The 24,658-nt window shown below is 64.0% G+C and carries 15 protein-coding genes; 4 read left to right on the top strand and 11 right to left on the bottom strand.

The window, feature by feature from the left end:
• Positions 1-130: 130 nt before the first annotated feature.
• Positions 131-1,036 (bottom strand): AraC family transcriptional regulator, encoded by a 906-nt coding sequence (locus tag BLX42_RS15185; protein WP_161872096.1) that lies wholly within the window; start codon positions 1,034-1,036, stop codon positions 131-133.
• Positions 1,037-1,217: 181 nt separating this feature from the next.
• Here BLX42_RS15185 and calA point away from each other — a divergent pair, with 181 nt between their 5' ends.
• A complete protein-coding gene (calA, locus tag BLX42_RS15180) occupies positions 1,218-2,270 on the top strand; it encodes a vanillin reductase (protein ID WP_125923797.1) in 1,053 nt (350 codons plus the stop codon).
• Positions 2,271-2,491: 221 nt separating this feature from the next.
• Positions 2,492-3,691, top strand: coding sequence for a sugar transporter (locus BLX42_RS15175; RefSeq protein WP_161872095.1), 1,200 nt, complete (start codon positions 2,492-2,494; stop codon positions 3,689-3,691).
• A 61-nt stretch (positions 3,692-3,752) separates the two neighbouring features.
• Here BLX42_RS15175 and BLX42_RS15170 read toward each other — a convergent pair whose 3' ends face one another.
• The 3 genes from BLX42_RS15170 to BLX42_RS15160 all read right to left on the bottom strand — a co-directional run bounded on the left by BLX42_RS15170 (position 3,753) and on the right by BLX42_RS15160 (position 6,191).
• The gene (locus tag BLX42_RS15170; RefSeq protein WP_161872094.1) at positions 3,753-4,337 is read right to left on the bottom strand and encodes a LysE family translocator; all 585 of its coding nucleotides are present in this window, start codon (positions 4,335-4,337) and stop codon (positions 3,753-3,755) included.
• A 50-nt stretch (positions 4,338-4,387) separates the two neighbouring features.
• The gene (locus BLX42_RS15165) at positions 4,388-5,218 is read right to left on the bottom strand and encodes an AraC family transcriptional regulator (RefSeq protein ID WP_046785791.1); all 831 of its coding nucleotides are present in this window, start codon (positions 5,216-5,218) and stop codon (positions 4,388-4,390) included.
• An 82-nt stretch (positions 5,219-5,300) separates the two neighbouring features.
• The gene (locus BLX42_RS15160) at positions 5,301-6,191 is read right to left on the bottom strand and encodes a LysR family transcriptional regulator (RefSeq protein ID WP_115274502.1); all 891 of its coding nucleotides are present in this window, start codon (positions 6,189-6,191) and stop codon (positions 5,301-5,303) included.
• Between the two features lie 103 nt (positions 6,192-6,294).
• On the opposite strand from BLX42_RS15160, the gene nfsB reads away from it, so the two are divergent.
• Positions 6,295-6,948 (top strand): oxygen-insensitive NAD(P)H nitroreductase, encoded by a 654-nt coding sequence (gene nfsB / locus BLX42_RS15155; RefSeq protein ID WP_115274503.1) that lies wholly within the window; start codon positions 6,295-6,297, stop codon positions 6,946-6,948.
• A gap of 77 nt (positions 6,949-7,025) precedes the next feature.
• Here nfsB and BLX42_RS15150 read toward each other — a convergent pair whose 3' ends face one another.
• Complete coding sequence (locus BLX42_RS15150; protein ID WP_161872093.1) at positions 7,026-8,180, bottom strand: cysteine desulfurase family protein; 1,155 nt, start codon at positions 8,178-8,180, stop codon at positions 7,026-7,028.
• Positions 8,181-8,345: 165 nt separating this feature from the next.
• Positions 8,346-9,272 carry a LysR family transcriptional regulator gene (locus BLX42_RS15145; protein ID WP_046785795.1) on the bottom strand — a complete coding sequence of 309 codons (927 nt, stop codon included), beginning with the start codon at positions 9,270-9,272 and terminating at the stop codon, positions 8,346-8,348.
• A 139-nt stretch (positions 9,273-9,411) separates the two neighbouring features.
• On the opposite strand from BLX42_RS15145, the gene BLX42_RS15140 reads away from it, so the two are divergent.
• A complete protein-coding gene (locus tag BLX42_RS15140; RefSeq protein WP_125923791.1) occupies positions 9,412-10,641 on the top strand; it encodes an acyl-CoA dehydrogenase in 1,230 nt (409 codons plus the stop codon).
• Positions 10,642-10,703: 62 nt separating this feature from the next.
• Here BLX42_RS15140 and BLX42_RS15135 read toward each other — a convergent pair whose 3' ends face one another.
• The 5 genes from BLX42_RS15135 to BLX42_RS15115 all read right to left on the bottom strand — a co-directional run.
• Positions 10,704-11,768, bottom strand: a complete 1,065-nt coding sequence (locus BLX42_RS15135) for a TerC family protein (protein ID WP_161872092.1) — start codon at positions 11,766-11,768, stop codon at positions 10,704-10,706.
• 172 nt (positions 11,769-11,940) lie between these two features.
• Positions 11,941-13,248, bottom strand: a complete 1,308-nt coding sequence (locus BLX42_RS15130; RefSeq protein WP_161872091.1) for a substrate-binding domain-containing protein — start codon at positions 13,246-13,248, stop codon at positions 11,941-11,943.
• 98 nt (positions 13,249-13,346) lie between these two features.
• Complete coding sequence (mrdA, locus tag BLX42_RS15125; RefSeq protein ID WP_161872090.1) at positions 13,347-15,239, bottom strand: penicillin-binding protein 2; 1,893 nt, start codon at positions 15,237-15,239, stop codon at positions 13,347-13,349.
• A 271-nt stretch (positions 15,240-15,510) separates the two neighbouring features.
• Positions 15,511-17,019 (bottom strand): TolC family protein, encoded by a 1,509-nt coding sequence (locus tag BLX42_RS15120; RefSeq protein ID WP_161872089.1) that lies wholly within the window; start codon positions 17,017-17,019, stop codon positions 15,511-15,513.
• 35 nt (positions 17,020-17,054) lie between these two features.
• Positions 17,055-24,658: VCBS domain-containing protein (locus BLX42_RS15115; RefSeq protein ID WP_161872088.1), on the bottom strand; the 7,604-nt coding region annotated here is incomplete at its 5' end.

Below are 24,658 nucleotides of genomic sequence, written 5' to 3'. Positions count from 1 at the left end.
GCGCTCTACGAATCGCGCAAAGGCCAGTACCTGCCGCTGGCGCAGTGGCCGTTGACAGCGTGACGGGGCTTCAGCGCGTATCGATGTCTTGGTCGACGGCCTTGGCTGGGCCCGCTTGTCGCCCGTACAGTCAGGCAGGCAAACTCTGATAGGCCTGCTCATCCCCCGGGCTACGGGCAAACTGGCGTTTGTACTCGCGGCTGAACTGTGAGGTGCTCTGGTAGCCCACCCGGTGCGCCGCCTGCGCCACGCCCAGCCCTTCGCCGATCAGCATCTGTTGCGCCTTGAGCAGCCGCAGGCGCTTGAGGTACTGCATCGGCGCCATGTCGGTGCAGCGCTTGAAGTGCTCGTGGAAGGTCGACACGCTCATGTTCGCCCGCGCAGCCAATGCCTCGACGCTCAGCGGCTCGGTGTAATGTTCACGCAGGTGAGCAAGGGCGGCGCCAATGCGCGCGAAGTGCCCCTGCTGCTCGACCAGCGCCCGCAACACCCCGGCCTGCGGCCCACGCAGTGCGGTGTACAGAACCTCGCGCACCCGCGCCGGCCCGAGCACCTTGGCGTCTATCGGGTCCTGCAGGCAGCGTAACAGCCGCTCGACGCATTCGCGCATGGGCACATCCAGCGCTGCCGAGGTCATCGACTGCGGTGTCTGCGCCTGCACTGCGGGGTCAGGCGACAGGGCCATGCTCTGTACCAGTTCACCCAGCACGCCACGGTCGATGTCCACTGCCACGCCCAGCAACGGCGCTTCGGCGGTGGCGAAGGTTTCGCACATGAACGGCACCGACAGCGCCTGCACCAGGTAATGCCCGGCGCCGTACTCCAGGGTGCGCGGGCCAAGGCGCGCCAGCTTGCTGCCCTGGGCCAGGATCATCAGGCTGGGCTCGTAGATCTGCGGGCTGCTGGCCACGTAATGGTCCCAGCTCAAAACCTGGACCTGTGGCAGATGAGTGGGCACGAAGCCCGGGCGTGTGGCCAGGCTGCGGATCAGGGCGCACAGCGTGGCGTTGGCGTCGACGTGGCGGGTCAGTTGCATGATGGACCATGGGCAGAGAATCAGACACTTGCATCATCTCAGATTTGAGGCTTGGCGCCAGGTGGCTCTGGCCAGGTTCGGAGAATCAGGCATTCACCTCGGAGGATCTGCTGTGGGCGGAAGGGGCCAGGATGCGGAAAATGTATCGCCTGAATCGTTTCACTTTCATCTGAGGTCTTGTATGTACACTGCTATCGGCTACGCCGCCCAAACCCCGACCAGCCCCTTGGCACCCATGACCTTCGAGCGTCGTAGCCCGCGCCCGGACGATGTCGCCATCGAGATCCTCTACTGTGGCGTTTGCCACTCCGACATCCATCAGGCCCGCAATGAGTGGGGCATTGCCGTGTACCCGCTGATGCCCGGGCACGAGATCGTCGGCCGCGTCACTGCGGTGGGCGAGAAGGTATCGGCGCACAAGGTCGGTGACCTGGTCGGCGTTGGCTGCATGGTCGATTCCTGCCGCCACTGCGAGGCCTGTGCCAAGGACCTGGAGCAATACTGCCTGGAAGGCCCGACCATGACCTACGCCACCCCGGACCGGGTCGATGGCAGCAATACCATGGGCGGTTACTCCAGCAGCATCGTGGTCAGCGAGCACTTTGTGGTGCGCATCCCGGCCGGGATGGACCTGCCCAGCGCGGCGCCGATTCTCTGCGCCGGTATCACCACCTACTCGCCGCTCAAGCACCATGGCGTCGGCCCTGGCCACAAGGTCGGCATCCTTGGCATGGGCGGCCTGGGGCACATGGGTATCAAGCTGGCCAAGGCGTTGGGCGCTGAAGTGACCCTGTTCACCCGCTCGCAGGCCAAGGCCGAGGAAGCCCGTCGCCAAGGCGCCGACCATGTGATCGTGTCCACTGATGCCGAGCAGATGCGCGCCGCTGCCGGCCGCTTCGACTTCCTGCTCGACACCATTCCGGTGCAGCACGACCTGAACCCGTACCTGGAGACCCTGAAGTTCGATGGCGTGCATATCCTGGTGGGCCTGATCGAGCCGATCGACCCGGCGCTGCACGCAGCCAATCTGGTGATGAAGCGCCGAGTGCTGGCCGGCTCGCTGATTGGTGGTATCGCCCAGACCCAGGAAGTGCTGGATTTCTGTGCCGAGCACGATATCCGTTGCGATATCGAGATGCTGGATATCCGCAATATCAACCAGGCTTACGAGCGCATGATCGCCGGTGATGTGAAGTACCGTTTCGTCATCGACATGGCGACGCTGCAGGGCTGACCCATCCCAGCCAAGCGTTGCCCCCCAGACCAGATGGGCGATCTGGTCTGGGGGCTGCGCCCATTCCCCTGCGCACGTCTGCGCGTCTGGTTGTGAGGCGCGCTGTTGACGCGTACCATGCCGGCATTCCCTCCAATAACAAACCCGTGCCTCAGCGCGGCCGATACTTGGCCCCTGACGCGCGTCCTTTCGCCTTGCCTGCGGAGAATAGAATTCGCCCCATGAACGGACCTGTCCCCACCAACCTTGCGCCAACCACCGGTGGCGGCAGCTGGCTGAGTGTGATCGCCCTGGCCCTTGCGGCTTTCATCTTCAACACCACTGAGTTCGTCCCGGTGGCGCTGCTCAGCGACATCGGCCGCAGTTTCGACATGAGCACCGCTCAGGTCGGCCTGATGCTGACCATCTATGCCTGGGTGGTGGCCTTGGCCTCGCTGCCGATGATGCTGCTCACGCGCAACATCGAGCGTCGGCGCCTGCTGTTGTTCGTGTTTTTGGTGTTCGTGGTCAGCCACCTGCTGTCGTGGCTGTCGCAAAGTTTTGCCATGCTGCTGCTGAGCCGCATCGGCATCGCCCTGGCGCATGCCGTGTTCTGGTCCATCACCGCCTCGCTGGCGGTGCGTGTGGCGCCGCCAGGCCAGCAGGCGAAAGCGTTGGGCTTGCTGGCTACCGGTACGACCCTGGCAATGGTCCTGGGCATCCCGCTGGGGCGCGTGGTGGGCGAGGCGCTGGGCTGGCGGGTCACCTTCCTCAGCATTGCCGGGGTGGCGCTGGCCACCATGCTTTGCCTGATGAAATCGCTGCCGCTGCTGCCTAGCCAGAACTCCGGTTCACTGCGCAGCTTGCCGATCCTGTTCAAACGCCCTGCACTGGTGATCACGTATGTGTTGGTGACCCTGGTGATCACTGCGCAATTCACGGCGTACAGCTACATTGAGCCGTTTGCCCTGCAGGTGGCACAGATCAGTGGTGAGCGCATCACGTTGTTGCTGCTGCTGTTCGGCGGTGCAGGGGTGTTTGGCTCGGTGCTGTTCAGCCGCTACAGCGACCACTTTCCGCATGGCCTGCTGGTAGGCTCGATCGGCTTGCTGGCGGCTTGCCTGCTGCTGCTGTTGCCGCTGGCTGGCAACTTCTATCTGTTTGCCGGGCTGAGCATGTTCTGGGGAGTCGCGATCCTGAGCTTCAGCCTGTCGCTGCAGTCCAAGACCCTGAAGCTGGCGTCCGATGCCACGGACGTGGCGATGGCGCTGTTCTCGGGCATCTATAACATCGGCATTGGCGGTGGGGCGTTGCTGGGCAGTATCGTCAGCAGCCAGATGGGGGTAGCCTCTGTCGGGTGGGCCGGCGGCAGTGTGGCGGTGGTCGGCTTGCTGCTGGCAATGGCCAGTACCCGGCGCTTTCGCGAGGCCCTGAGTCATTGATTGACGTTACCGGCCCTATCGTCGGCAGCTGCCGACAGGGCCGGTACAGCCCACCTTCAACTCAGCCAAGCAGTGCAGCCCAGGCTGACACCAGCAACATGCCCGCCAACCCCCGGTTGAACCATAGCAATCGCCCCGGCGCCTGCAGCCAGCGCGCACTGCCTACCCCCAACAGTGCCCAGGCCGTCATGCACGGCAGGGCGATCAATAAAAACACCAGTGCCAATTGCCACACCGGCAACGACGGCGCGGCAAACACGCCGATCACCGCCACTGCCATCATCCACACTTTCGGGTTCACCACTTGCAGCGACGCTGCGCTGAGGGCGTCGAAAGGCTTGGCTGCGCTGACATCCAGGGACTGCCCAGCGCTGCGCAAAATGCGCCACGCCAGCCAGCTCAACCACAGCACTCCGGTCCAGCTCATCACCTGCTGGGCCAGCGGGTGACGCACCAGCAAGTCACCAAGCCCTAGGCCGACCAGCAACACGACCGCTGCCGCCGCGCCGCAACCCGCCAGGATCGGCGCCACGCTTGCGCGCAGGCCCTGCCGTGCGCCATGGGCAAGGATCAGCAGGTTGGTAGGCCCGGGGCTGATACTGGCGACCAGGGCGAAGAGCATGAACGGCAACAACGAATGCGACATGGTGAACGGCTCCTATTGAACAGGGCACCATGCTCGGCGATTGCTGCGTGTCAGTCTGGAAGGTTTGAGCAGCGGCGCCGGTAGTCCGCTGGGGTGAGCCGGTAGGCACGGCGAAACCAGCGCCCCAGGTGGCTCTGGTCAGCAAAGCCGAGCGCCATGGCCACTTCGGTCGGTGTCTGGCCTTGGGCAAGCAAACGCCGGGCACGGGCCAGGCGCAGCTGGATCAGATAGGCGTGCGGCGCCAGGCCGAATGCGGCCTTGAACGCACGGGTCAGGCGGAAGCGGTCCACGCCGCAGGCCAGTGCCAGGTCGTCCAGGCCGATGTCCTGGTCGAGGTGGGCATGCAGGAAGTCGCGCGCCCGCTGTGCCGTCAGCGGCAGGCGCGGGTCGGGGTTCAAGCGCTTGCGCCAGTGCAGGTGGCCGGTGAGGCAACTGAGCAGGTCATCGGTGGCGGTTTGCCGCACGATGCGCATTTCGCCACCATGCACCGCCTGAAAGGCGAGGGTAGTTGCGCGGGCAAGCTGGCGATCATCGCACAGCGTATCGGCGAAGCTTGGCAGGCTGTCACTGGGCGCCTGCTCGAACAGCACGCGCAGCTCGGCCTCAAGCCACGTCGGCTCCAGGTACAGGGTCGAATAGGTAAAGCCTTCCGCCGTTGGCGCATCGCCGTCGTGAATGTCGCCAGGCTCGAGCAGGAACACCTGCCCGGGCGTGCTGTGATGGCGTGTACGGCGGCAATTGAACTGCTGCACCCCCTGCTCGGTGACCCCGACCAGAAAGCTCTCGTGCCAGTGCGGGTCGTAGGCGTGGCCAACGAAATGCGCACGCACCGACTCGATGCCGGTGTCGGCGTCTTGCTTGAGGTCGATCCAGTCGGGCATGGCGGCGAGGCTGCAGAGGGTAGGGCAGTTCACCTTAACGCAGAACCCCACCTGCGTTTAGAACAATTGTGCACCGCAGGCTTCAGTGCGGCTGCTGTGCCGCGAAACGCTCCCGCAGCCACAGGTGCAACTGCGATACCGCAGGCGACAGCTGCTTGCGGTGTGGGCACACCAAGGTTACCGGGCTCAGTTCGCCCGGGTGCTCCGGCAGCAGCACTTCCAGTTCGCCAGTCGCCACATTGGCGCTGACATCCAGCCACGACTTGTAGGCAATGCCCTCGCCGAGCACGGCCCAGCGCCGCACCACATCGGCATCGTCGCTGAACAGCGGGCCGCTCACCTGCACGGTACGGTTGCCCAGCCGCCACTTGTCGTAGGTTCGCCCCTGTTGCAGGTAAAGCAGGCACGCGTGCTGCTGCAAGTCATCCAGCGCCTGCGGCCGCCCATGACGCGCCAGGTAGGCCGGCGAGGCCACCAGCACGCGGCGATTCCACGGTGCCAGGGGCAGGGCGATGTAGTTGGCTTCTTCGTTCAGGCCATAGCGTATGGCCACGTCCACCGGGTCGCGGAACAGGTCGGCAACGTGGTCGGACAGGTGCAGCCGCAGGGTCAGCTCAGGATGCTCACGGCGAAAATCACTCAACCACGGCAGCAGGATGTTGCGGCCAAGGTCCGAGGGCGCCGACACCTGCAGCACCCCACGCAGGGTGCTGTGCGCGCCGTGCAGGTTATCGCGGCCTTGGCGCAGGCTCTGCAGCACGCTGAGCGCGGTGGGCAGGTACAGCTCACCCTCGGCCGTCAGGCGCAGGCTGCGGGTGGTACGTGCGAACAGGCGCACGTCCAGGTCGCGCTCCAGGCGTTTGATGGCGGCTGCGACCTGCCCGGGCAGCAGGTCTGCCTCGTGGGCAGCGGCGGTGAAACTTCCCAGTACGCTGCTGCGCACGAACAGTTCGAGGTCGGCGATGCGGAGCATTTTCACTCCATGGGTGAAAGTGTTGCTGCATTTTGCCGCTTTTTCTGGTTTGCAGGAAAGATAATATGCGCCACACGTCCCGTTCCGCTTAAGGAGTTGCAACATGGATACCGTTTCTCTGGCCAAGCGCCGCTACACCACCAAGGCGTACGATGCTGCCCGCAAGATCCCTCAGGCCACCATCGACGCCTTGCTCGAGCAGCTGCGCCACAGCCCATCCTCGGTCAATTCGCAGCCATGGCACTTCATCGTGGCCGACAGCGCCGAGGGCAAGGCACGTCTGGCCAAGAGCACCCTGGACGGTTTTGCCTACAACACGCCGAAGATCCTCGATGCTTCCCATGTGATCGTGTTCTGCACCCGCACCGACATGACCGAAGCACACCTGGACGCCGTGCTCGACCAGGAAGCGGCTGACGGACGTTTTCGTGATGATCAGGCCCGTGCTGGCCAGAACCAGAGCCGTCGCCATTATGTGAACCTGCACCGCTACGATCAGAAAGACCTGCAGCACTGGATGGAGAAGCAGACCTACCTGGCCCTGGGCACTGCGTTGCTCGGCGCTGCCGCCCATGGCCTGGACGCAACGCCGATCGAAGGTTTCGACAGCAAGATCATGGATGCCGAACTGGGCCTGCGTGAGCAGGGCTACACCAGTGTGGTGGTGCTGAGCCTGGGTTATCGCAGCGAGTCGGACTTCAATGCCGGGCTGAACAAATCGCGCTTGCCGGTTGCGAAGGTATTTACCTTCCTTTAAGGCAAGCGTCGTCAGTACCGGCCTCTTCGCGGCCCTGCCCGCAAAGAGGCCGGTTCAGCAGGCGGTAAAGCCCGGGTTCACCACAAGGCCAGCGAAGCGCCCGCAACTGTGCGTTCAAACACCTCGATCGCCTTTTCCACCTCGGCTTCGCTGGTAAACCGCCCGATGCTCATGCGCACGCTTTTGCGCGCCTGCGCCTCATCCAGCCCCAACGCCAGCAGCACATGCGACGGCGCGTGGCTCGCCGAATTGCACGCCGAGGTGGTCGATAGCGCCAGCTCACTGGCCAGCGCCATGCTGTTGAAGCCCGGGGCATCGATACACAGGTTCAAGGTATGCGCAATGCGCTGGTCGGCGCAGCCGTTTAGACTGACCCCTGGCACTGCCAGCAGCCCCTCGCGCAGCCGCCTGGCAAGCCGCTCGATGCGCTGGTGCTCGCTGTCGCCAGGCTGGCCGGCCAGGGCGAAGGCGCTGCCCATGCCAACGATCTGATGGGTAGGCAGGGTGCCTGAGCGCAGCCCACGCTCATGGCCACCACCGTGAATCTGCGCACGCATCAAGGCACGTGCGCGAGCCCCGACATACAGCGCACCGATGCCTTTTGGCCCATAGACCTTGTGGGCAGAAAACGACATCAAGTCTACCGCCATCGCCCGCAAATCGATGGCCAGCTTGCCCACCGCCTGGGCCGCATCTACGTGCAGCAGGGCGCCATGGGCGCGCACGCGTTCGCCAATGGCAGCGAAATCGGTGACGGTGCCCAGTTCGTTGTTGACCGCCATCAGTGACACCAGGCGGGTATCGTCGCGCAGGGCCGCTTGTACGTCATAGGGCTGAATCAGGCCGGCAGCATCCGGTGCCAGGCGGGTGACTGCCCACCCTTGGCGCTCCAGTTCGCTGACGGTATCGAGCACGGCCTTGTGCTCGAGCTGACTGGTAATCAGGTGGCCTGGCTGGCCCATGCCCTGGGCGATGCCTTTGAGTGCAAGGTTGTTGGACTCGGTGGCGCCCGATGTCCAGACCAGGTCCTCCGCGCTCGCCCCGACACAGTCGGCCACTTGCTGGCGAGCTTGCTCGACGGCATCGCGGGCGCTCTGGCCGTAGGCGTGACCGGAGGAGGCGGGGTTGGCGAAGTTCACCTGGCGGCCGAGGCAGGTGAGCATGGTTTCGATGACGCGCTCGTCTACCGGTGTGGTGGCGGCGTAGTCGAAATAGAGTGGGGAGCTGGGCATGGCGGTGGGTCCGTCGCTGTCGCCGCGGGTTCGGCGATCCTGACAGCAAGCGTACCCTCGGCGCTGCGAAAATTTTTGCCCTTGATTTCGTGATTTACCAGTTTTTGTAGAAAAATATTCTCCAAAGGCGGTTGATCGTAGGCCATTTAGAGGGTGTAGGAGTGATCACACGGGTTCCGGCGCCCGTTCTTCTTCCGCCACCACCCGTTGGCACAATTCGATGATCTGCTCGCGCATCCAGCGGTTGGCCGGGTCCTGGTCGGTGCTTTCGTGCCAGTACAGGTGCGTCTCAAGCGCAGGCACTTCCACCGGCAAGGGTTGGTAGCGCAATTGGTGGCGACGGGCAAACCGTTCTGGCACGGTCATCGCCATGTCTGTCTGCTGCAGCACCTGTGAAGCCATCAGGTAATGTTGCGAGCGCAGGGCGACCTTGCGTTGCACGCCCATCTTGCCCAGCGCCAAGTCGACATAACCCAGGCCGTTTCGACGGCTGGAAATATGGATATGGGTCATGCCCAGGTAGCTCTCGACGGTGAGTTTGGCGTCGGCCAGCGGGTGGCCCTGGCGCAGGGCGCAGACGTATCGGTCCTGCATCAGCTTGACATGGCGCACCTGCGGATCTGTGTTCAAGGGTGCGTCGACGGCGAAGTCCAGGCGCCCTGCAGCCAGCTCCTTGGTAGTTTCGCGGCGCTTGCACAGGAAGCTCTCGATCAACACCGCAGGCGCCAGCCGCCGCAGGCGCTGGAACAGCGGGGGCAGGATCACCGCTTCGGTAAGGTCGGTCATGCTGATGCGGAAGGTCTTGTTGGCCTGCTGCGGGTTGAAGATGCGGCTTTCCTGCACCGAGGTGCGCAGCAGCGCCAACGCGTTGCGCACCGGGCCGATGATGTTCTGCGCCATGGGGGTGGGCACCATGCCCTGGGCGGTGCGCACGAACAAAGGGTCGTTGAAGGTTTCGCGCAGGCGCGAGAGAGCGTTTGACACCGCTGGTTGGGTAATACCGACGATCTGCCCGGCGCGGGTCAGGTTGGCTTCGGTGTAGATCGCATCGAAGACGATGAACAGGTTCAGGTCGACCTTGCTGAGGTTCATGGGCGCCGCTCTTTGTTGGAATTATCGGCCGATCATATATCGGTTATGAATGTTTATACACGCAGAAAATAGACTAGGTGGATTGAGTTGCACTGCTCTAGGCTCTGCCCATGTACTTCGAACCGTGAAGGTAGCCCCGATGGATTTCGCCTATTCACCCAAGGTCCAGGCTCTGCGCGAGCGCGTCACTGCGTTCATGGATGCCCATGTCTATCCCGCTGAACCGGTGTTCGAGCGCCAGGTCGCCGAGGGTGACCGCTGGCAGCCCACCGCAATCATGGAAGAACTCAAGGCCAAGGCCCGCGCCGAGGGCCTGTGGAACCTGTTCCTGCCCGAGTCGCAGTACGGTGCCGGCCTGAGCAACCTGGAATACGCGCCCCTGGCCGAGATCATGGGCCGCTCGCTGCTGGGGCCGGAGCCCTTCAACTGCTCGGCGCCGGACACCGGCAACATGGAGGTGCTGGTGCGCTATGGCAGCGAGGCGCAGAAGCGCCAGTGGCTGGAGCCTCTGCTGCGGGGCGAGATTCGCTCGGCTTTTGCCATGACCGAACCGGACGTGGCCTCCTCGGACGCCACCAACATGGCCGCCACTGCCGTGCGTGACGGTGATGAGTGGGTGATCAACGGCCGCAAGTGGTGGACCTCCGGGGCCTGCGACCCGCGCTGCAAGGTGATGATCTTCATGGGCCTGTCCAATCCTGATGGCCCGCGCCACCAGCAGCACTCGATGGTGCTGGTGCCGACCGACGCAGCGGGGGTGAGGATCGTTCGGCCGTTGCCCGTCTTCGGCTACGACGACGCACCCCATGGCCACGCCGAGGTGTTGTTCGAGAACGTGCGTGTGCCCTACGAAAACGTGATCCTTGGTGAGGGGCGCGGCTTCGAGATCGCTCAGGGGCGCCTGGGCCCAGGCCGTATTCACCACTGCATGCGTTCGGTGGGCATGGCCGAACGGGCGCTGGAGCTGATGTGCAGGCGCTCCGTCGAGCGCACCGCCTTCGGCCGGCCGCTGGCACGGCTGGGCGGCAATGTCGACAAGATCGCTGACTCACGCATGGAAATCGACATGGCGCGGCTGCTGACCCTCAAGGCGGCGTACATGATGGACACGGTCGGCAACAAGGTGGCGCGCAGTGAGATCGCCCAGATCAAGGTGGTGGCGCCGAATGTCGCATTGAAGGTGATCGACCGTGCGATTCAGCTCCATGGTGGGGCTGGGGTGAGTGGGGATTTCCCGCTGGCGTACATGTACGCGATGCAGCGTACCTTGCGCCTGGCTGACGGGCCGGATGAGGTGCACCGGGCGGCGATTGGCAAGTATGAGATCGGCAAGTATGTGCCGGTGGAAATGTTGCGTAGCGGGCGGTGAGGGCCCGCTCGACGAACTGTTTTTGAGTATCTTTGTAAGCAAAACTTCAGGGAGAGGGAAGGTCAGACCCGCAATTGCGGGTCTTCTTCCTTTTTGGCGCTCTTGGTCTGCGCGGATGGGGGCTGTTCCCCCTGCGCTTCATCCATGACCGCTTTTTGCCCACGCGTCTTGATCAGCGACACCACCACCCCACCAAGCAACAACCCGAACGTCACGCCCAGCGACAGCAGTGCCGGCACCTTGCCCACCATGCCGTGGTAGAAGATCTTGCAGCCGATGAAAATCAGCACCAGCGCCAGTGCGTACTTGAGGTAAACGAAGCGGTGCATCAATGCCGACAAGGCAAAGTACAGTGAACGCAAACCAAGAATGGCAAAGATGTTCGAGGTGTAGACGATGAACGGATCCTGCGTGATGGCGAAGATTGCAGGCACGCTGTCGACGGCAAACACCAGGTCGGCCAGCTCGATCAGCACCAGCGCCAGGAACAGCGGTGTGGCATAGCGCAATGCCTTGCTCTCGCCTGGCGGGGTGAGGCGCACGAAGAAGTGTGAACCGTGAATCTGGTCAGTCACGCGCATGTGCCGCCTGACAAACTTGAGCACCGGGTTGTTGGCCAGGTCGGGGTGGCTGTCTTCTTTCGAAAACGCCATTTTTACCCCGGTAAACAGCAGGAATGCCCCGAAGATGTACAGCACCCATTCAAAGTTTTGCACCAGTGTTGCGCCCACGCCGATCATGATCGCACGCAGGAACACCACCCCCAGGATGCCCCAGAACAGCACCCGATGCTGGTAACGACGGGGGATGGCGAAGAAACCGAAAATCATCGCCATGACGAACACGTTGTCCATCGACAAGGACTGTTCGACCAAAAAACCGGTGTAGAACTCAAGCGCCGACTGCGCGCCCAGTTGGTACCAGACCCACGCGCCGAACAGCACGCCCACGCTGAAATAGCCCGCGTACAGCAGCAGGCTTTCGCGCATTTCGATTTCACGTTCTTTGCGGTGCAGCACGCCCAGGTCGAGTACCAGCAGGCCGATGACGATGGCCATGAACACCAGCCACAACCAGGTGCTGGTACCGAGGAATGGTGTTGTGAGAAATGTGTGTAGAGCTGTCATGAGCCCCTCCTTGATTGTCGACGTTGCATGGCAACAGTGATCCGACATGGCGGCGCGGTAGCCGTCAGAGGGGCCCGGTATCACATGGGTTTGAGCCTAGACCCATTTCCCCGTGATGCCGAATGGCGCGCTGTTACAAATTTTTGCCTGAGCCTGTGCGCGGCTGCCTGCCTCAGTACACCCAAACCTCCACCCGGCGGTTACGCAAGCGTCCCTGTTCCAGCTCGTTACCCGCAACCGGCAACTCGTCGCCCATGCCGGTCACCTCCAGCACTTCGACGCCATCGCGCGCCAGCTCACGGCGTACCGCCTGTGCTCGCAGGCGCGAGAGCAGGGCGGCACGGCCCGGTGTTGCCTTGGTGTCGCCAAAGCCGACCAGCACCGCCTTGCTGTGCAGCTTGCCGGCCTGGCGCAGGTAGTCGGCGACGCGCTGTATGTCGCGCAGCGCTTTGTTGTCGAGGCTGGCACTGCCTTCCTGGAAGCGGAAGTTGACGCTCAGGCGCTGGGCCTTCTGCGCCAAGTTGCGGTAGCGCGGCGGCATGTCGACCTGCGCCGGTACGGCCAGGGACTTGACCTGCTGTGAGACGAACCCTTGCTCGGCGACGATGGCCTGGCCGGCAGGGCTTTGGGCGAATTCTGCCAAGGCCCTGGCCCGGGGTTTGGCGTTGGCGGGCAAATAGAAGTACAGCCGGCGTGACAGGGGGTAATCCTCGCTCGCCACCAGCGGGCGGTCCGGCAGCATGGCTGGCGCATCGCCTTCGGCGATCGCCAGCACCTTGGCTCCGTGCACCGCTGCCAGGCTGCTGAACCCGATGGCCTGGCGATCTGTACGTACCCGATCGGCCAACTCATCACTGGATTCGAAACGCTGCGCCTGCTGGGCCAGTTCACTGCGGTGCGGTTCCAGCACCAGTGCCTTGAAGGTCTCGAAGGTACCGGAGCGGTCGTCGCGTGCATAGAGGTGTATCGGGCCGCCTGCCAAGCCCAGTTGCTCCCAATACTGGATCCGCCCCGAGAAGATGTGTGCCAATTGTTCGGTGGTGAGCTGTGGCAGGGGATTATCGGGGTGGACGAACACTGCAACACCATCCAGACCGATCACTTGCTCGGCACCGGCTGCACGCAAGTTACCCAGCGCCTTGAGCTGGCGCACCTCGGCATCGTTGATGGGGCGAGACGCTGCGGCCAGGTCGGCCTCGCCACGGCCAAGCGCGATAAAGCCGGTGCTCGAGCCGTGCGCCGCGATGTCGATGCGTAGAGGCTGGCCCTGGGCGTCAACGGCGGTTACCACGGTCTCGTTTGCCACAGCGCCTGGCCGTTGCTCGATCGCCGTTGCCTGCTGTGCCCAAAGATGCCCCTGCACCAGCGCAGGCAGCAGGGCCGCGCCGATGGTGTTGGAACCTTGCACGCGCAGCTGCACAGGCTCGGCCACGGCCGTCAGGGGGAGCAGGGGAAGCAGCAAGAGCAACAGACGGAGCATGCCGGGCGACCTTTGGCACAGAGTTGCCCGGCAGATTACGACAGTGGCGTGACCGAAATGTGACCATGGGCGTGCCAGCGCTAAGCTGTCGGGCTGCCTCAGGTGTGCGGAGCCTGCTTGAGCACTGCACCACCGGCATACTGCGGTTTCAGGTGCCCTTGGTCATCCAGCAGGTAAGCATCCATCACCTCGCGCACGACCGGCCCGGCCACCCTGCCGCCGGCCTCGCCGTTCTCGATCATCACGGCCACCACCACGCTCGGGTGCTCGGCAGGTGCAAAGCCGACGAACAGGGCGTTGTCACGGTGGCGCTCCAGGGTCTTGTTGCGGTTGTAGCGCTCCCCCTGCTTGATCGCCACCACCTGCGCGGTGCCGCTCTTGCCGGCGATGCGGTATTGGGCGCCGGCGGCGGCGGCGCGGGCAATGCCGCGCGGGTCGTGCATGACCATCTGCATGCCCTGGCTGACCTGGTCCCAGGCATGCCGGTCGTGCAGCACGATGTCGGGCATCGGGTTCGGGTCCACCGGGGTTTCACCCCCCACGGTCATGGCCAGGTGCGGGCGGTGCCAAACGCCCTTGCTGGCCAGCAGGCTGGTGGCCTGGGCCAGTTGTAGCGGGGTGACCTGCATGTAGCCCTGGCCGATGCCCAGGATCAGCGTTTCGCCGGGGTACCAGGCCTGGCGGCGGGTGGCGCGTTTCCACTGGGCAGACGGCATCAACCCCGAAGCTTCTTCATTCATGTCCAGCGAGACCTTATGGCCGAGGCCGAATTCGGCCATGTAGTCGTGCAGGCGGTCGATGCCGAGTTTGTGCGCCAGGTCGTAGAAGTAGGTGTCGTTGGAGCGCATGATGGCGGTGTACATGTCCACCCAGCCATCGCCGCTGCGGTTCCAGTTACGATACTTGTGTTCGTAGTTGGGCAGCTCGTAGTACCCGGGGTCGAACACCCGGCTGCCGGGGGTGATCACGCCACTGTCGAGGCCGGCGATGGCCACTTCCGGCTTGATCGTCGACCCCGGTGCATACAGCCCGCGCAGCACGCGGTTGAACAGCGGCCGGTCGATGGAATCGCGCAGGGCCGCGTACTGTTTGAAGCTGATGCCCTTGACGAATAGGTTGGGATCGAAACTGGGGTTGCTGACCATCGCCAGCACGTCGCCGTTGGCCGGGTCGAGCACCACCACCGCCCCACGGCGGTCGCCCAAGGCTTTTTCTGCAGCCACTTGCAGGTGGGCGTCGAGGCTCAGCACAATGTCTTCGCCTGGTGTAGGGGCCTGGTGCTTGAGCACGCGCATCACCCGGCCCTGGGCATTGGTCTCGACCTCCTCGTAGCCGACGTGGCCGTGCAGCTGGCTTTCGTAGAAGTGTTCGATACCGGTCTTGCCGATCGATTGGTTGCCGCGATACTCGGTGCTGTCGAGGGTCTTGGCTTCCTTTTCGTTGATCCGCCCGACGTAGCCGACCGAATGGGCGAAGTGCTCGGCCAGCGGGTATTCACGGATGAACTGCGGTTCTACATCCAGGCCCGGCAGGCGGAACTGGTTGACCGCTACCAGGGCGATCTGCTCCTCGGTCAGGCCAACCATCAGGGTGACCGGTTCAAACGGCTTGCGTCCACGGCGCAGGTCCTTGTCGAACTGCTTGCGGTCATCCTCGCCCAAGCTCAGGACCTGGGTCAGGGTGTCGAGCACCTTGGCCGAATCGCCGGCGCGCTCACGGGTCATGGTCAGGTCGAAACTGGGCTTATTGTCGGCCAGCACCACACCGTTGCGGTCGTAGATCAGCCCGCGCTCGGGGGCGATGGGCAGTACGTGTACGCGGTTGTTTTCCGATACCGCGCTTTGCTGGTCGTGTTGCAGCACTTGCAGCACGTAGAGACGGCCGATCAGCACGGCGACCAGGCTGAAGACCAGGGCAGCGCAAGCCAGGAGCCGGCGGTTGACCAGGTGCTTTTCCTTTTCGTGGTCCTTGAGGGGGATCGGTTGGGGCATGGGCGGTGGTGTGTCGGTTGAACGCAAACCTGTGGGAGCCGGCCTGCCGGCGACTACGCCAGGCCAGCCAACATGGATGTAGACGAGTGCCATGCACTCGAATCGCCGGCAAGCCGGCTCCCACAAGGATGCGGGGCGGCGATGCTACGCGTGCCGGGGGCGCGCCTCAAGACAGGTGCGATGCGCAAAACCGGGCATCCGGCGTTTCATCCCGCAACACGGGCGCTCACAGCCACTATGAAGATTTGTTCATGCGGTACCGGTGTGCCGTCTACTTGCCTGCCGCCAACAGATTGTCCCGCGTCTGTTGCTCGACCGTTCGTTGAATCTCCTGCGCCAGCGTCTTCACGTCATGTTGCTCGATTTCCTTGGGCATGACCTGGAAGCCGATCGAGTTGTACAGCCGCCCCCAGGCAGCCTGGGCATCGGAGTAGGCAGCCTCGCGCTGATAGCGCGAAAGCAGCAGCCGGCCCTCGGCGCGGATCAGTTCCAGCTCGCTGCCCAGTGCTGCGTTGCGCGATGACTGCGCGTAGTTGAGCAGGCTCTGGTCAACGCGCAGGCTTTCGTCGGCAAACTCCACTTCCTGACGCGCCAGCTGGTAGCGCAGCAGGCCGACGCGGACCTGGGTGAGAATCGCCATGGACAGCGCTGTGCGGCGCATGTCATCGGTTTTTTCCTGGCTTTTTTCCGCCGCAGTGATGTCCGGGTACTGCAGCAGGCGCAGCAGGTTCATCGAGACGTTGATGCCGGTCTGGTTCCAGTCACTGTTGTACAGGTATTTGTTGGAGTCGTACTCGTAGCCGTAGTTGAAACTCACGTTTGGCCACAGCTGTGCCTTGGCGATCTTCAGATCGTTCATGCTGACGCGTTTGCGATACCACTCCTCCATGATTTCCGGGCGGCGCTCCAGGGACAGACGCTCCAGCTGTTCGACGTTGCTGGTCAGCAGTGGCAGCGGCTGCTCGGTGACGTCGGCCAGCACCATGCGGGTGTTGGGTGGCAGCGACATCAGCGCGGCAAGCTCGGCGCGGGCAAACTCAAGGTCCTGGCGGCGCACGGTGAGCATGTACACCGAATCGAGCAGGGCGCGCTGGTAGGCCAGGATGTCCTGGCGCGGTAGCAGGCCTTTGCCTTCGGCTTCGCGGGCTGAGGTCAGGGCGCGGTGAGTACGCATCAGCAGGCCATCCACCTCGGGCAGCAGACGCTGTGCGCCGAGGGCGCGCCAGTAGGCGTTGCGCACATCCTGCAGCACGTTCTGCGCGACCTTTTCACGGCGCTCCTCGGCCATCAGCATCTGGTCGTTCTTCTGCTGCGTGCGGAAGTAGGCGACCCCGAAGTCCAGCAGGCTCCACGACAGCCCAAGGCTGTAAAGGGTGCGGTAACGTTCTTCGGAGGTGGACGGACGCAAGCTGACCTGGCGGTCCTCGATGCCGATCGATGTGCCACCGGAATCATTGTTGCGCCCGGCATAGCCAGCGGAGGCTACCAGACGCGGCAGCATCTCGTGGCTGGAGACATCGCGCAGGTCCGATGCCAGCGCGCTTTCCAGCAGTTTCAGGCGGTAGTCGAGGTTGTACTTGAGGGCGCGCGCCGAGGCCTCGTAGAAGCTGATTGGTCCATTGACGGGCTCCTGCTCCTTGTACATGCGGGCCTGGTCTTCGATCACCCGCTGGCGCATCTGGTCCTCGGTGTAGGGCTTGGGTTCGAAGGCCGAGCAGGCGCTGAGCAGAACGCTGAATGCAGTGAAAGTGCTCAGGGCTTTAAAGTTCGATACGGGCATAGGCTGTCCTTGGTCCATCCGTGTATGTATCGGCGTCAGGGGGCAACGCTGCCGCGACGCTGCGCGGCTTCTCGCAATTGCGCACGAAAGCCCTGCGCTGGCTGTGAGCTTTTATCCGGTTGCGCCACCATGTCGGCTTCCACCGTTGCCCATACCGAAGGGTCGGGCAAAAGGCCGTCTGCGGTGAGGCTGATGACGCCGTGGCGGCCGTCGATCCAGTTCTGGTCCTCGGCGCTGGCGCGCCGGCTTTGCGAGACTGCGCTGGCAACGAATTGCCCGTTGACTTGGCCGAGCTGGCTGCCGAGCGACTGGCTTTCGATTTCTGGCGTGGCGAACAGGCGCACATCACTGCCATCGGCGCTCCAGGCGGACAGGGTCAGGCTTTCGTCGATCCGTTCGACCACTGGTGCGACGAAGATCGCCGGGTTGACATCCGGCAGCGGCTGGCCTATCAGGCTGTCGCTGCCGTCACGGTCCAGATGGGGGCCTGCGGGGATGAATGGGCTGGAAATGTCCAGCGTGATGACCAGTTCAGCCAGGTCGGTCGCGCCCGTCAGGTCGCTGAGGGTGTAGGTGAAGTAGTCCTTGAGTACTTGCCCAAGGCCCGCAGCCGCCAGCACGTCGGGATTGCTCAGGTCGATGGTGTAGGTGTAGCTGCCGTCGGCATTGAGCACCAGGGTGCCGTACTGGCCGGCGATGGGGCGGCCGATGACGCCGGCCGTACCGGCGCCGGACTCTTGCCCGGCACGGATGCCGGTCACGGTCAGCCCGTCGCCGGCATCCACATCGCTGTCATTGGGCAGCACGTTGCCGCTGGTGTGCGGTGCCGGTACCTGGTCGCTGGCCGCATTGGCATCGTCGCGGGCCACCGGGTTGTCGTTGGCGCCCTGCACAGTCACGCTCAAGCGCGCGTCCGAGGTCACACCGGCGGTATCGCGCATGCGGTAGGTGAACACTTCCCGCAGCGTCTGGCCTGCGCTGCGCATGGCCTGCACGGTCGGGTTGCTGTTGTCGACGACGTACCGGTAGCTGCCGTCTGCATTGATCAGGAGTGTGCCGTACAGGCCCTGCAGCACCTGGCCGGCGACTGCGGTGTTGCCGTTTTCGCCGGTGTACTGCACCACTGTCTTCGTCTCGCCGTACTGCGTGCCGTCGACATCGGTGTCGTTGTCCAGCACATTGCCATTGGGGTCGACGCCCGCCGTACCATTGTTCACGCCGCCAGCTTCCACCGCGCTGGCGGTGTCATCGTTGGCCGCAGGGTAGTCGTTGCGCCCGTCGATGGTGATGGTCAGCAGGCTGTTGGTGGTACCGCCCCAGACATCTGCCAGCAAGTACGTGAAATTGTCCACCACGGTCTGGCCGCTCACGCGCAGTGCTTGCACTGCCTGCAGGCTGTTGTCCAGAACGTAGCTCCAACTGCCGTCGCCATTCAATGTAAGGTCGCCATACTGGCCGCGCAGGGTTTGCCCGACCAGGCTGGCGTTGTCTGGCAGCGGGCCGTCACCAGTCCAGAACGCCAGCACCTCGAGGATTTCCGGGAACAGGATGTTGACGGCGTCCGGGTCGCTGTCGTTGTCCATCACGTTGCCGCTGGGGTCGCTGCCCGGGATGTTGTTGTCCATGCCGCCGGCCTCGACCGCCTGGCCCTGGTCGGGGCCGGCAACAGGCGGCTGGTTCTCACCGCGGATGAGAATGGTCAGCGTTGCGGTGTCGCTCAGCCCCCCAGCGTCGGTAACCTGATAGGTGTAGCGCTGGATGACAAAGCCCAGCGCGCCGAGGGCAATGATGTCGGGATCGTTGGAGTTGACCACGAAGCGGTAGCTGCCGTCGGCGTTGAGGGTCAGGGTGCCATAGCGTGTGGTGACGTTCGCGCTGTCGACCAGTGGGTCGAGGCCAGGGTTGCTGCTTTCGGCGCCCACGCCCACGGCGGTGACTGCCTTGGTATCGTTGGCATCCACGTCGGTGTCGTTGTTCAGCACATTGCCGGTGGGGTTGCGCCCACCCGTGCCATCGTCGTCCACCGCTACCGCGTAGGCGAGGTCGTCGCGGGCCACCGGGGTATCGTAGCGGCCTTCGACGGTGATGTTGATCTGCGCCTGGGCGCTGGCACCGGCAGTGTCATGCATGCGGTAAACGAAGGTTTCGCGCAGTTGCTCACCGGCCTTGAGTGCTTGCACGGCAGCCAGGCTGTCATTGACGGTGTAAATGTAGTTGCCATTGGCATCGATGCTCAGCGTGCCATAGGCGCCGGCCACCACGGTCGTGCCGGCGTTGACCTGGATGAACGTACCGCCGGCTGCAAGGGTGCCCAGGTAAATGCCATCGACCTTCTTGCTGTCGCCTGCGTCCACATCGCTGTCGTTGCCAAGGGCGTTGCCGCTGCCTGGTTGCCCTGGTGTAGCGTTGTTGCTACCACCGGCTTCGATGGCAATGGCGTTGTCGTTGGCCGCGATCGGGGTGTCGTTGCGGCCATGGATGACCACGGTGAAGGTGGCCGTGACGACCTTGCCGTTGCCATCGCTGACGCTGTACTGGAAGACCTCGGTCAGCCTGTCAGCATCACTGCGCAGCGCCTGCACCGCGCTGTTGCCGTTGTCCACCACATAGCGGTAGTTGCCTTGGGCATCGAGCACCAGGCTGCCATAGTTGCCGGCAAGGGCCTGGCCAGGCGCGCCGTTGATGCCATTCGGGCTGATTACGCCGCTGATGGTCAGGGCGTCGCCGTCCGGGTCGTTGTACGCTGCACGGATGCTGCCGCTCGGGTCCAGGCCGGGACTTGCATTGTTCAGCCCGCCTGCCTCGATCGCATCGACGCTGACCGGGCTGACCACGGGCGGGTCGTTGACCCCGGTTACCGTGATCACCAACTGCGCCTGGTCGGTAAGCCCGCCACTGTCCTGGACCTGATAAGTGAAGATCACATTCAGGCTTTGCCCGGCGGCCAGTGCGCGGATGGTGGGGTCGGCGCTGTTGACCACGAAGCTGTAGGTGCCGTCATCGTTGAGGGTGAGCTGGCCGAAGTTGCCATTGATCAGGCTGTTGTCGGCCAAACGTGCCACCGTGCCGGTGATGGCGGCGGGAGCGCCGCTGGCCACCGGGGCGAGCGCGCCACCTGCACTTTCCAGCCCGCTGCGCACACCGTCGACCTTGAGCTGGGTGGCGGGTGGCTGGTCCACATTATCAACGTCGGTATCGGCACCCACGCCACCAGTGCCGGTGATCACGTTGCCCGCGGCATTGACCGGCGCCGGGCTGCTGTCGCTGGCCCCTGCACTGGCACTGCCCCGATCGTCCACGGCCACCGGGGCATCGTTGGCGCCCTGGACGGTGATCACCAGCACGCTTATGGAACTCAAGCCACCGGCATCGGCCATCTGGTAAGTGAACTGCTCGACCAGTGTCTGGCCGGGGGAGAGCGCCTGCACGGCGGCGTTGCCGTTGTCGATGACATACCGATAGCTGCCGTCGGCGTTGATGGTCAAGGTGCCGAAGGTCGCCGGCACGCTGGTGGACTGGCCGCTGGCAACCGGGATGATCCGACCGCCGCCCGGGCCGTCGTAGCGTACTGCGCTGAGCTGTTTGGTTTCGCCCAGCGCCACGGCATCCACGTCAGTGTCGTTGTCCAGCACATTGCCGGTGGCGTCTTGGCCGGGCGTGCCGTTGTTGGTACCGCCGGCCTCGAGGGCGGCGGCGGCATCGCCCTGTGCCACGGGAGTGTCGTTGGCGCCATGAATATCTATTTGCAGCACGGCGCTGCTGGTCAGGCCGCCGCTGTCGACGATGTCATAATTGAAAGACTCGCTGATGAAGTTGCCCGCCGTGCGCAGCGCCTGCACCGCAGGATTGTCGTTGTCGACGATGTACTGGAAACCGCCGCTGGCGGTAATCGACAGGGTGCCATACAACCCCTGCAAGGTGGTGACCCCGTTGGCCGCGACTGCCACGCCACCGGGCGTGGTGGTGTTGGCGATACGGGTTACGGTGAGCACGTCGTTGTTGGTCTGGATATCGACGTCGGTATCATTGCTCAGCACATTACCGGTCGGGTTCACGCCCGGGTCGGCGTTGTTCAGGCCACCGGCTTCCAAGGCGGAGGCCAGGTCGGCGTTGGCGATCGGTGCATCGTTGACCGGGTCGATGACGATATTCATCACGTCCGTGTCGGTTAGCGCATCGGCGGGGTTCTGCCCAGGGGTGCCATCACCGTTTAGCGGTGCATCGCCGAAGTTGCCCTGGTCATTGGTGACCATGGTCAGGGTTTCCCGGTCGCGGAAGGTATTGAAGTCCTGGTCGCCTTTGTAATAGAGCTGGCTCAACAGTACGTTCAGTTCGGCCAGGGTGCCGCTGAGCACCAGGCTGCGGCCCGCGCCGGCCGGGGGAGTGGCAGTGGCTGCAGGCGGTGTGGCGGCCTGCCAGATGACCCCATGCACTACCGTCAGGGTGATGGTCATGACGCCATCGGCAGTGCCTGCGTTCACATCCACGTCACTGGTGGCCAGGCCGCCGATGTGCAACACCGTGTCTTCCTGGCCGCGCTGATCGGAGACGGTGTTGATCGGCGCCTCGTTCACATGCACATAGCCTGCATCGGCCGTGCCTGTCGAACCTTCAGCGAGGGTGAGAGCTACGCTGCCCAGGCCGACTGCTGCGGCGCCGCTGTCGGTATCGATGCGCACATGGAAGTTGTTGTTGGCACTGGCCTGATGGTCCTGTGCCACGGCGATGAGGTAGCTGCCCGAAGGCAGCAGCGCAAACTGATAGAGGCCGCCACTGGCGGTCACGGTGTTGAAGGTACGGTCATCGGCACTGCCGAACACGCCATCCTCGCCGGCCCAGGTCAGGCTGACGCCGATGCCGTCCAGGCCAGGGCCGTCAGGGGTGACGTTATCCGTGGCGCTGCGGGTGTCGTCCCATAGCGTGCCTTGGACCACGCCCATGCCGGCACCTTCGCTGAGTATGTAGTTATTCAGCCCTGTGGCGCCGTCTTGCCCGGTACGCTCGCCGGTAGCACCACCGGCTGTTGCTGGGAGCGAGCCACCCCAGCCGGTGGTTTCGAAGTCGGTGGGCAGGCTGGTCCAGGTCAGTACGGCGGCACTGGCGGCGTTGTCGGCGATGGTGACGTTGGGCAGGGTGACGGTGTAGATCACCTGGACCGAGTCGTTGGGCGCGAGCCGGGCGAAGTCCACGGCGATTGCCGTGCCATCGCTGAAGGTCACCCCACTGGGCAGGTTGCCAAGGTCCAGTGCCACGCCGTTGAGGAGGATGCTCTGCACCTGGTAGTTGCTGCCACTGGGGAACTGGTCGGCCAGGTGGGTGTTGTAGGCCGGCGCACCGCCGTTCTGGGTGAAACTCACCGACACTGTGGCATCGGTGGTGCCGCTGCCCGGGGTCACGTCGATGACCGATTTGTCCAGGTTGCTAAAGCTGGGCTCGACGATACGCTCGAACACGGTATCGCTCTGGCCCCGGTCCACACCGCCGTTTTCACCCACGTGTTCGAACACGGTCATGCCCAGCTGGCTGCTGGCCTGGTTGCCCGCTACGTTGCTGACCCGCACGTTGAACTCGAGGATCACGCCCTCGATGTCGCTGTCGTTGGCCTCGGTATTGGTCAGGTTGCCGAGGTTGAAGGTGATGGTCTGGCTGCCGTCGGCGTTGGTGGTGATCACCAGCCGCCCATTGTTGCCGTCGAAAGTGCCGGACGGTGTCGTGCCGCTGAGGTCCGCCTGGATCGGCAGTGCCACATCGCTGTCCTGGTTGCCGGTCATGTACAACGTACCGCCGCTGAGCAGGTCAGTAGCGTCCGTGGTAAGGCCGCCCAGTTGGCTCGATACCATGGCAATCAGGATATTGTTGAGGTCGGCGGGTATGAACTCCAGGCCCGCGGCCAGTTCGATGCGGATCTGGTAATCGGGGTTGTCGCCGGTGGGCACCAGCACCGCCACGCGGTAACGGACGATTTCACCGACCACCACGGTTTCCAGCAAACCACTGGTGTCGGTAGCGCCGCCGCTGTTGGTGGCCGGGGGCGTGTCGGCCACACCGCCCACGCGAGATACCTGAATGCCATTGGTGACCGGGATCAGCAGGGCACTCAGCACGCGGTAATCGTTGAGTGCGCCTGAATTGAGCCGGCCGTCGTCGCCGCTGCGTTCGCCATTGACGGTGTCGGTGGTGTTACTGGTGCCGTTCAGGCTGCTCCAGCGCACCTCGACATTGTTGGGGATCGCTGCTTCGCCTGCGGCAGTGGCGTTGACCACGCCGGACAGGGTAATGACGATGCTGCCGCCGTTGGCAATGTCGATGTTGGCACCATTGGCGGTCACCAGTTGGCCGTTGAGAATGACGAAATCGACGCCGCCGTTGTTGCTGGCCCCGCCGTTGTACTGAATCGTGCCGCTGATCACCAGGTTGTCGATCTCGGTCGGCAGCACGTCCAGCAGGCTGATGTCGAACGCATCAGTGCCTGAGTTGTTGGCCACGGTGATGGTGAAGGTGACGGTATCGCCTTCGTCGAATCCGCCGAAGGTCGGGGTCGAGGTTACCTGCTGGGTGACGCTCAGGGTGGGTTCGACGATGGCCACGCCAGGTTGCTGGGCACTGCTGATGCTACGGTCCACCGCAGTGGCGCCATTGGGCGTGTCGCCGTCTGGGTCGCTGTAGACCAGCTGCGCGCCGTTGTTGAGTGTGGTGCCTTGCTGGTTGCCGGCCACGTTGCTGGCCACCAGCACCAGGCGGATGACGAAACTGTTGTTGCCAATGATGTTGTCGGCTGTGCTCCCGGCGCTGCCGAACACCAGCAGCAGGTCGGCGCCGTCGCTGCCGTCCAGGGTCACCGGGTTGACGTTGAGCACGCCATTGAAGTTGGCCGTCAAGGCCGCGCTGCCTGCCGTGGTGGTGATTATTTCGTAGCCCAGGTTGCTATTGAAACGCGGGTCCAGGCGCAGCCCGGGGGGGATCAGGTCATTGATGCGCAGGCTGCCCGTGGCCCCTTCCGGCAAGGTGACCACGATGTCGTAGGTGATGCTTTCGCCGATCACCAGGTTGCTGCCCGTGGTGTGCGTGGCGCTGGAGTCATCTTCGCTGAGGGTGCCGTCCTTGTAGGTCTTGCTGATGGCCGGGGCGGCAACCTGCTGGCTGGCGAGCTCGACCAGGTCGGTCGGTGTGAAGTCCTGGCCGCCGTCGACGCTGGCGTAGTTGGTCAGTGCCGCAGTGCTCTGCAGGGTACTGGAGGCGAGGATGGCATTGGCCACGGTCACGTCATAGGTGATGACCACCACGTTGCTGCCGGAAAGGTCGGCGGCGGTGCCGGCGCGGCCGGCCAACAAGGTGGCCTGACCGTTGGCGTCGAGGAACGTGATGGTGTTGCCGTTGACGCTGTAGTCGGTGCCTTGTACCAGCAGGGTGCCGTCACCTCGGTAGATATGCAGGTTGGCCGCACCCAGGCTGCCGCCTGCAAACGACAGCCCTGCGGGCAGCGTGATGCTGGTGCTGACGTCGTAAGCGCCGCCGCCGCCGCTGTTCTTCAGGGCAGTGGCCAGCCGAAGGGTGTCAGCGCCATCGATACCGCTCACATTGCCGTCCACTGCTGCCAGGCTGGTGACGCTGCCGCTGAACGGCACGCCACTGGTGCCGG

Source organism: Pseudomonas sp. SG-MS2, from assembly GCF_009933855.1.
Lineage (GTDB): Bacteria > Pseudomonadota > Gammaproteobacteria > Pseudomonadales > Pseudomonadaceae > Aquipseudomonas > Aquipseudomonas putida_E.
The sequence above is the reverse complement of the archived record's forward strand: the minus strand, read 5'-3'. Positions and strand labels throughout refer to the sequence as shown.

Coding starts and splice junctions, on each gene's coding strand:
- BLX42_RS15145 (WP_046785795.1), bottom strand. CDS start 9,272: ATGAACCTCAGCAAGGTCGACCTGAACCTGTTCATCGTCTTCGATGCG.
- BLX42_RS15120 (WP_161872089.1), bottom strand. CDS start 17,019: ATGCCCGTATCGAACTTTAAAGCCCTGAGCACTTTCACTGCATTCAGC.
- BLX42_RS15175 (WP_161872095.1), top strand. CDS start 2,492: ATGAACGGACCTGTCCCCACCAACCTTGCGCCAACCACCGGTGGCGGC.
- BLX42_RS15140 (WP_125923791.1), top strand. CDS start 9,412: ATGGATTTCGCCTATTCACCCAAGGTCCAGGCTCTGCGCGAGCGCGTC.
- BLX42_RS15170 (WP_161872094.1), bottom strand. CDS start 4,337: ATGTCGCATTCGTTGTTGCCGTTCATGCTCTTCGCCCTGGTCGCCAGT.
- BLX42_RS15130 (WP_161872091.1), bottom strand. CDS start 13,248: ATGCTCCGTCTGTTGCTCTTGCTGCTTCCCCTGCTCCCCCTGACGGCC.
- BLX42_RS15160 (WP_115274502.1), bottom strand. CDS start 6,191: ATGCTCCGCATCGCCGACCTCGAACTGTTCGTGCGCAGCAGCGTACTG.
- mrdA (WP_161872090.1), bottom strand. CDS start 15,239: ATGCCCCAACCGATCCCCCTCAAGGACCACGAAAAGGAAAAGCACCTG.
- BLX42_RS15165 (WP_046785791.1), bottom strand. CDS start 5,218: ATGCCCGACTGGATCGACCTCAAGCAAGACGCCGACACCGGCATCGAG.
- BLX42_RS15135 (WP_161872092.1), bottom strand. CDS start 11,768: ATGACAGCTCTACACACATTTCTCACAACACCATTCCTCGGTACCAGC.
- calA (WP_125923797.1), top strand. CDS start 1,218: ATGTACACTGCTATCGGCTACGCCGCCCAAACCCCGACCAGCCCCTTG.
- BLX42_RS15185 (WP_161872096.1), bottom strand. CDS start 1,036: ATGCAACTGACCCGCCACGTCGACGCCAACGCCACGCTGTGCGCCCTG.
- BLX42_RS15150 (WP_161872093.1), bottom strand. CDS start 8,180: ATGCCCAGCTCCCCACTCTATTTCGACTACGCCGCCACCACACCGGTA.
- nfsB (WP_115274503.1), top strand. CDS start 6,295: ATGGATACCGTTTCTCTGGCCAAGCGCCGCTACACCACCAAGGCGTAC.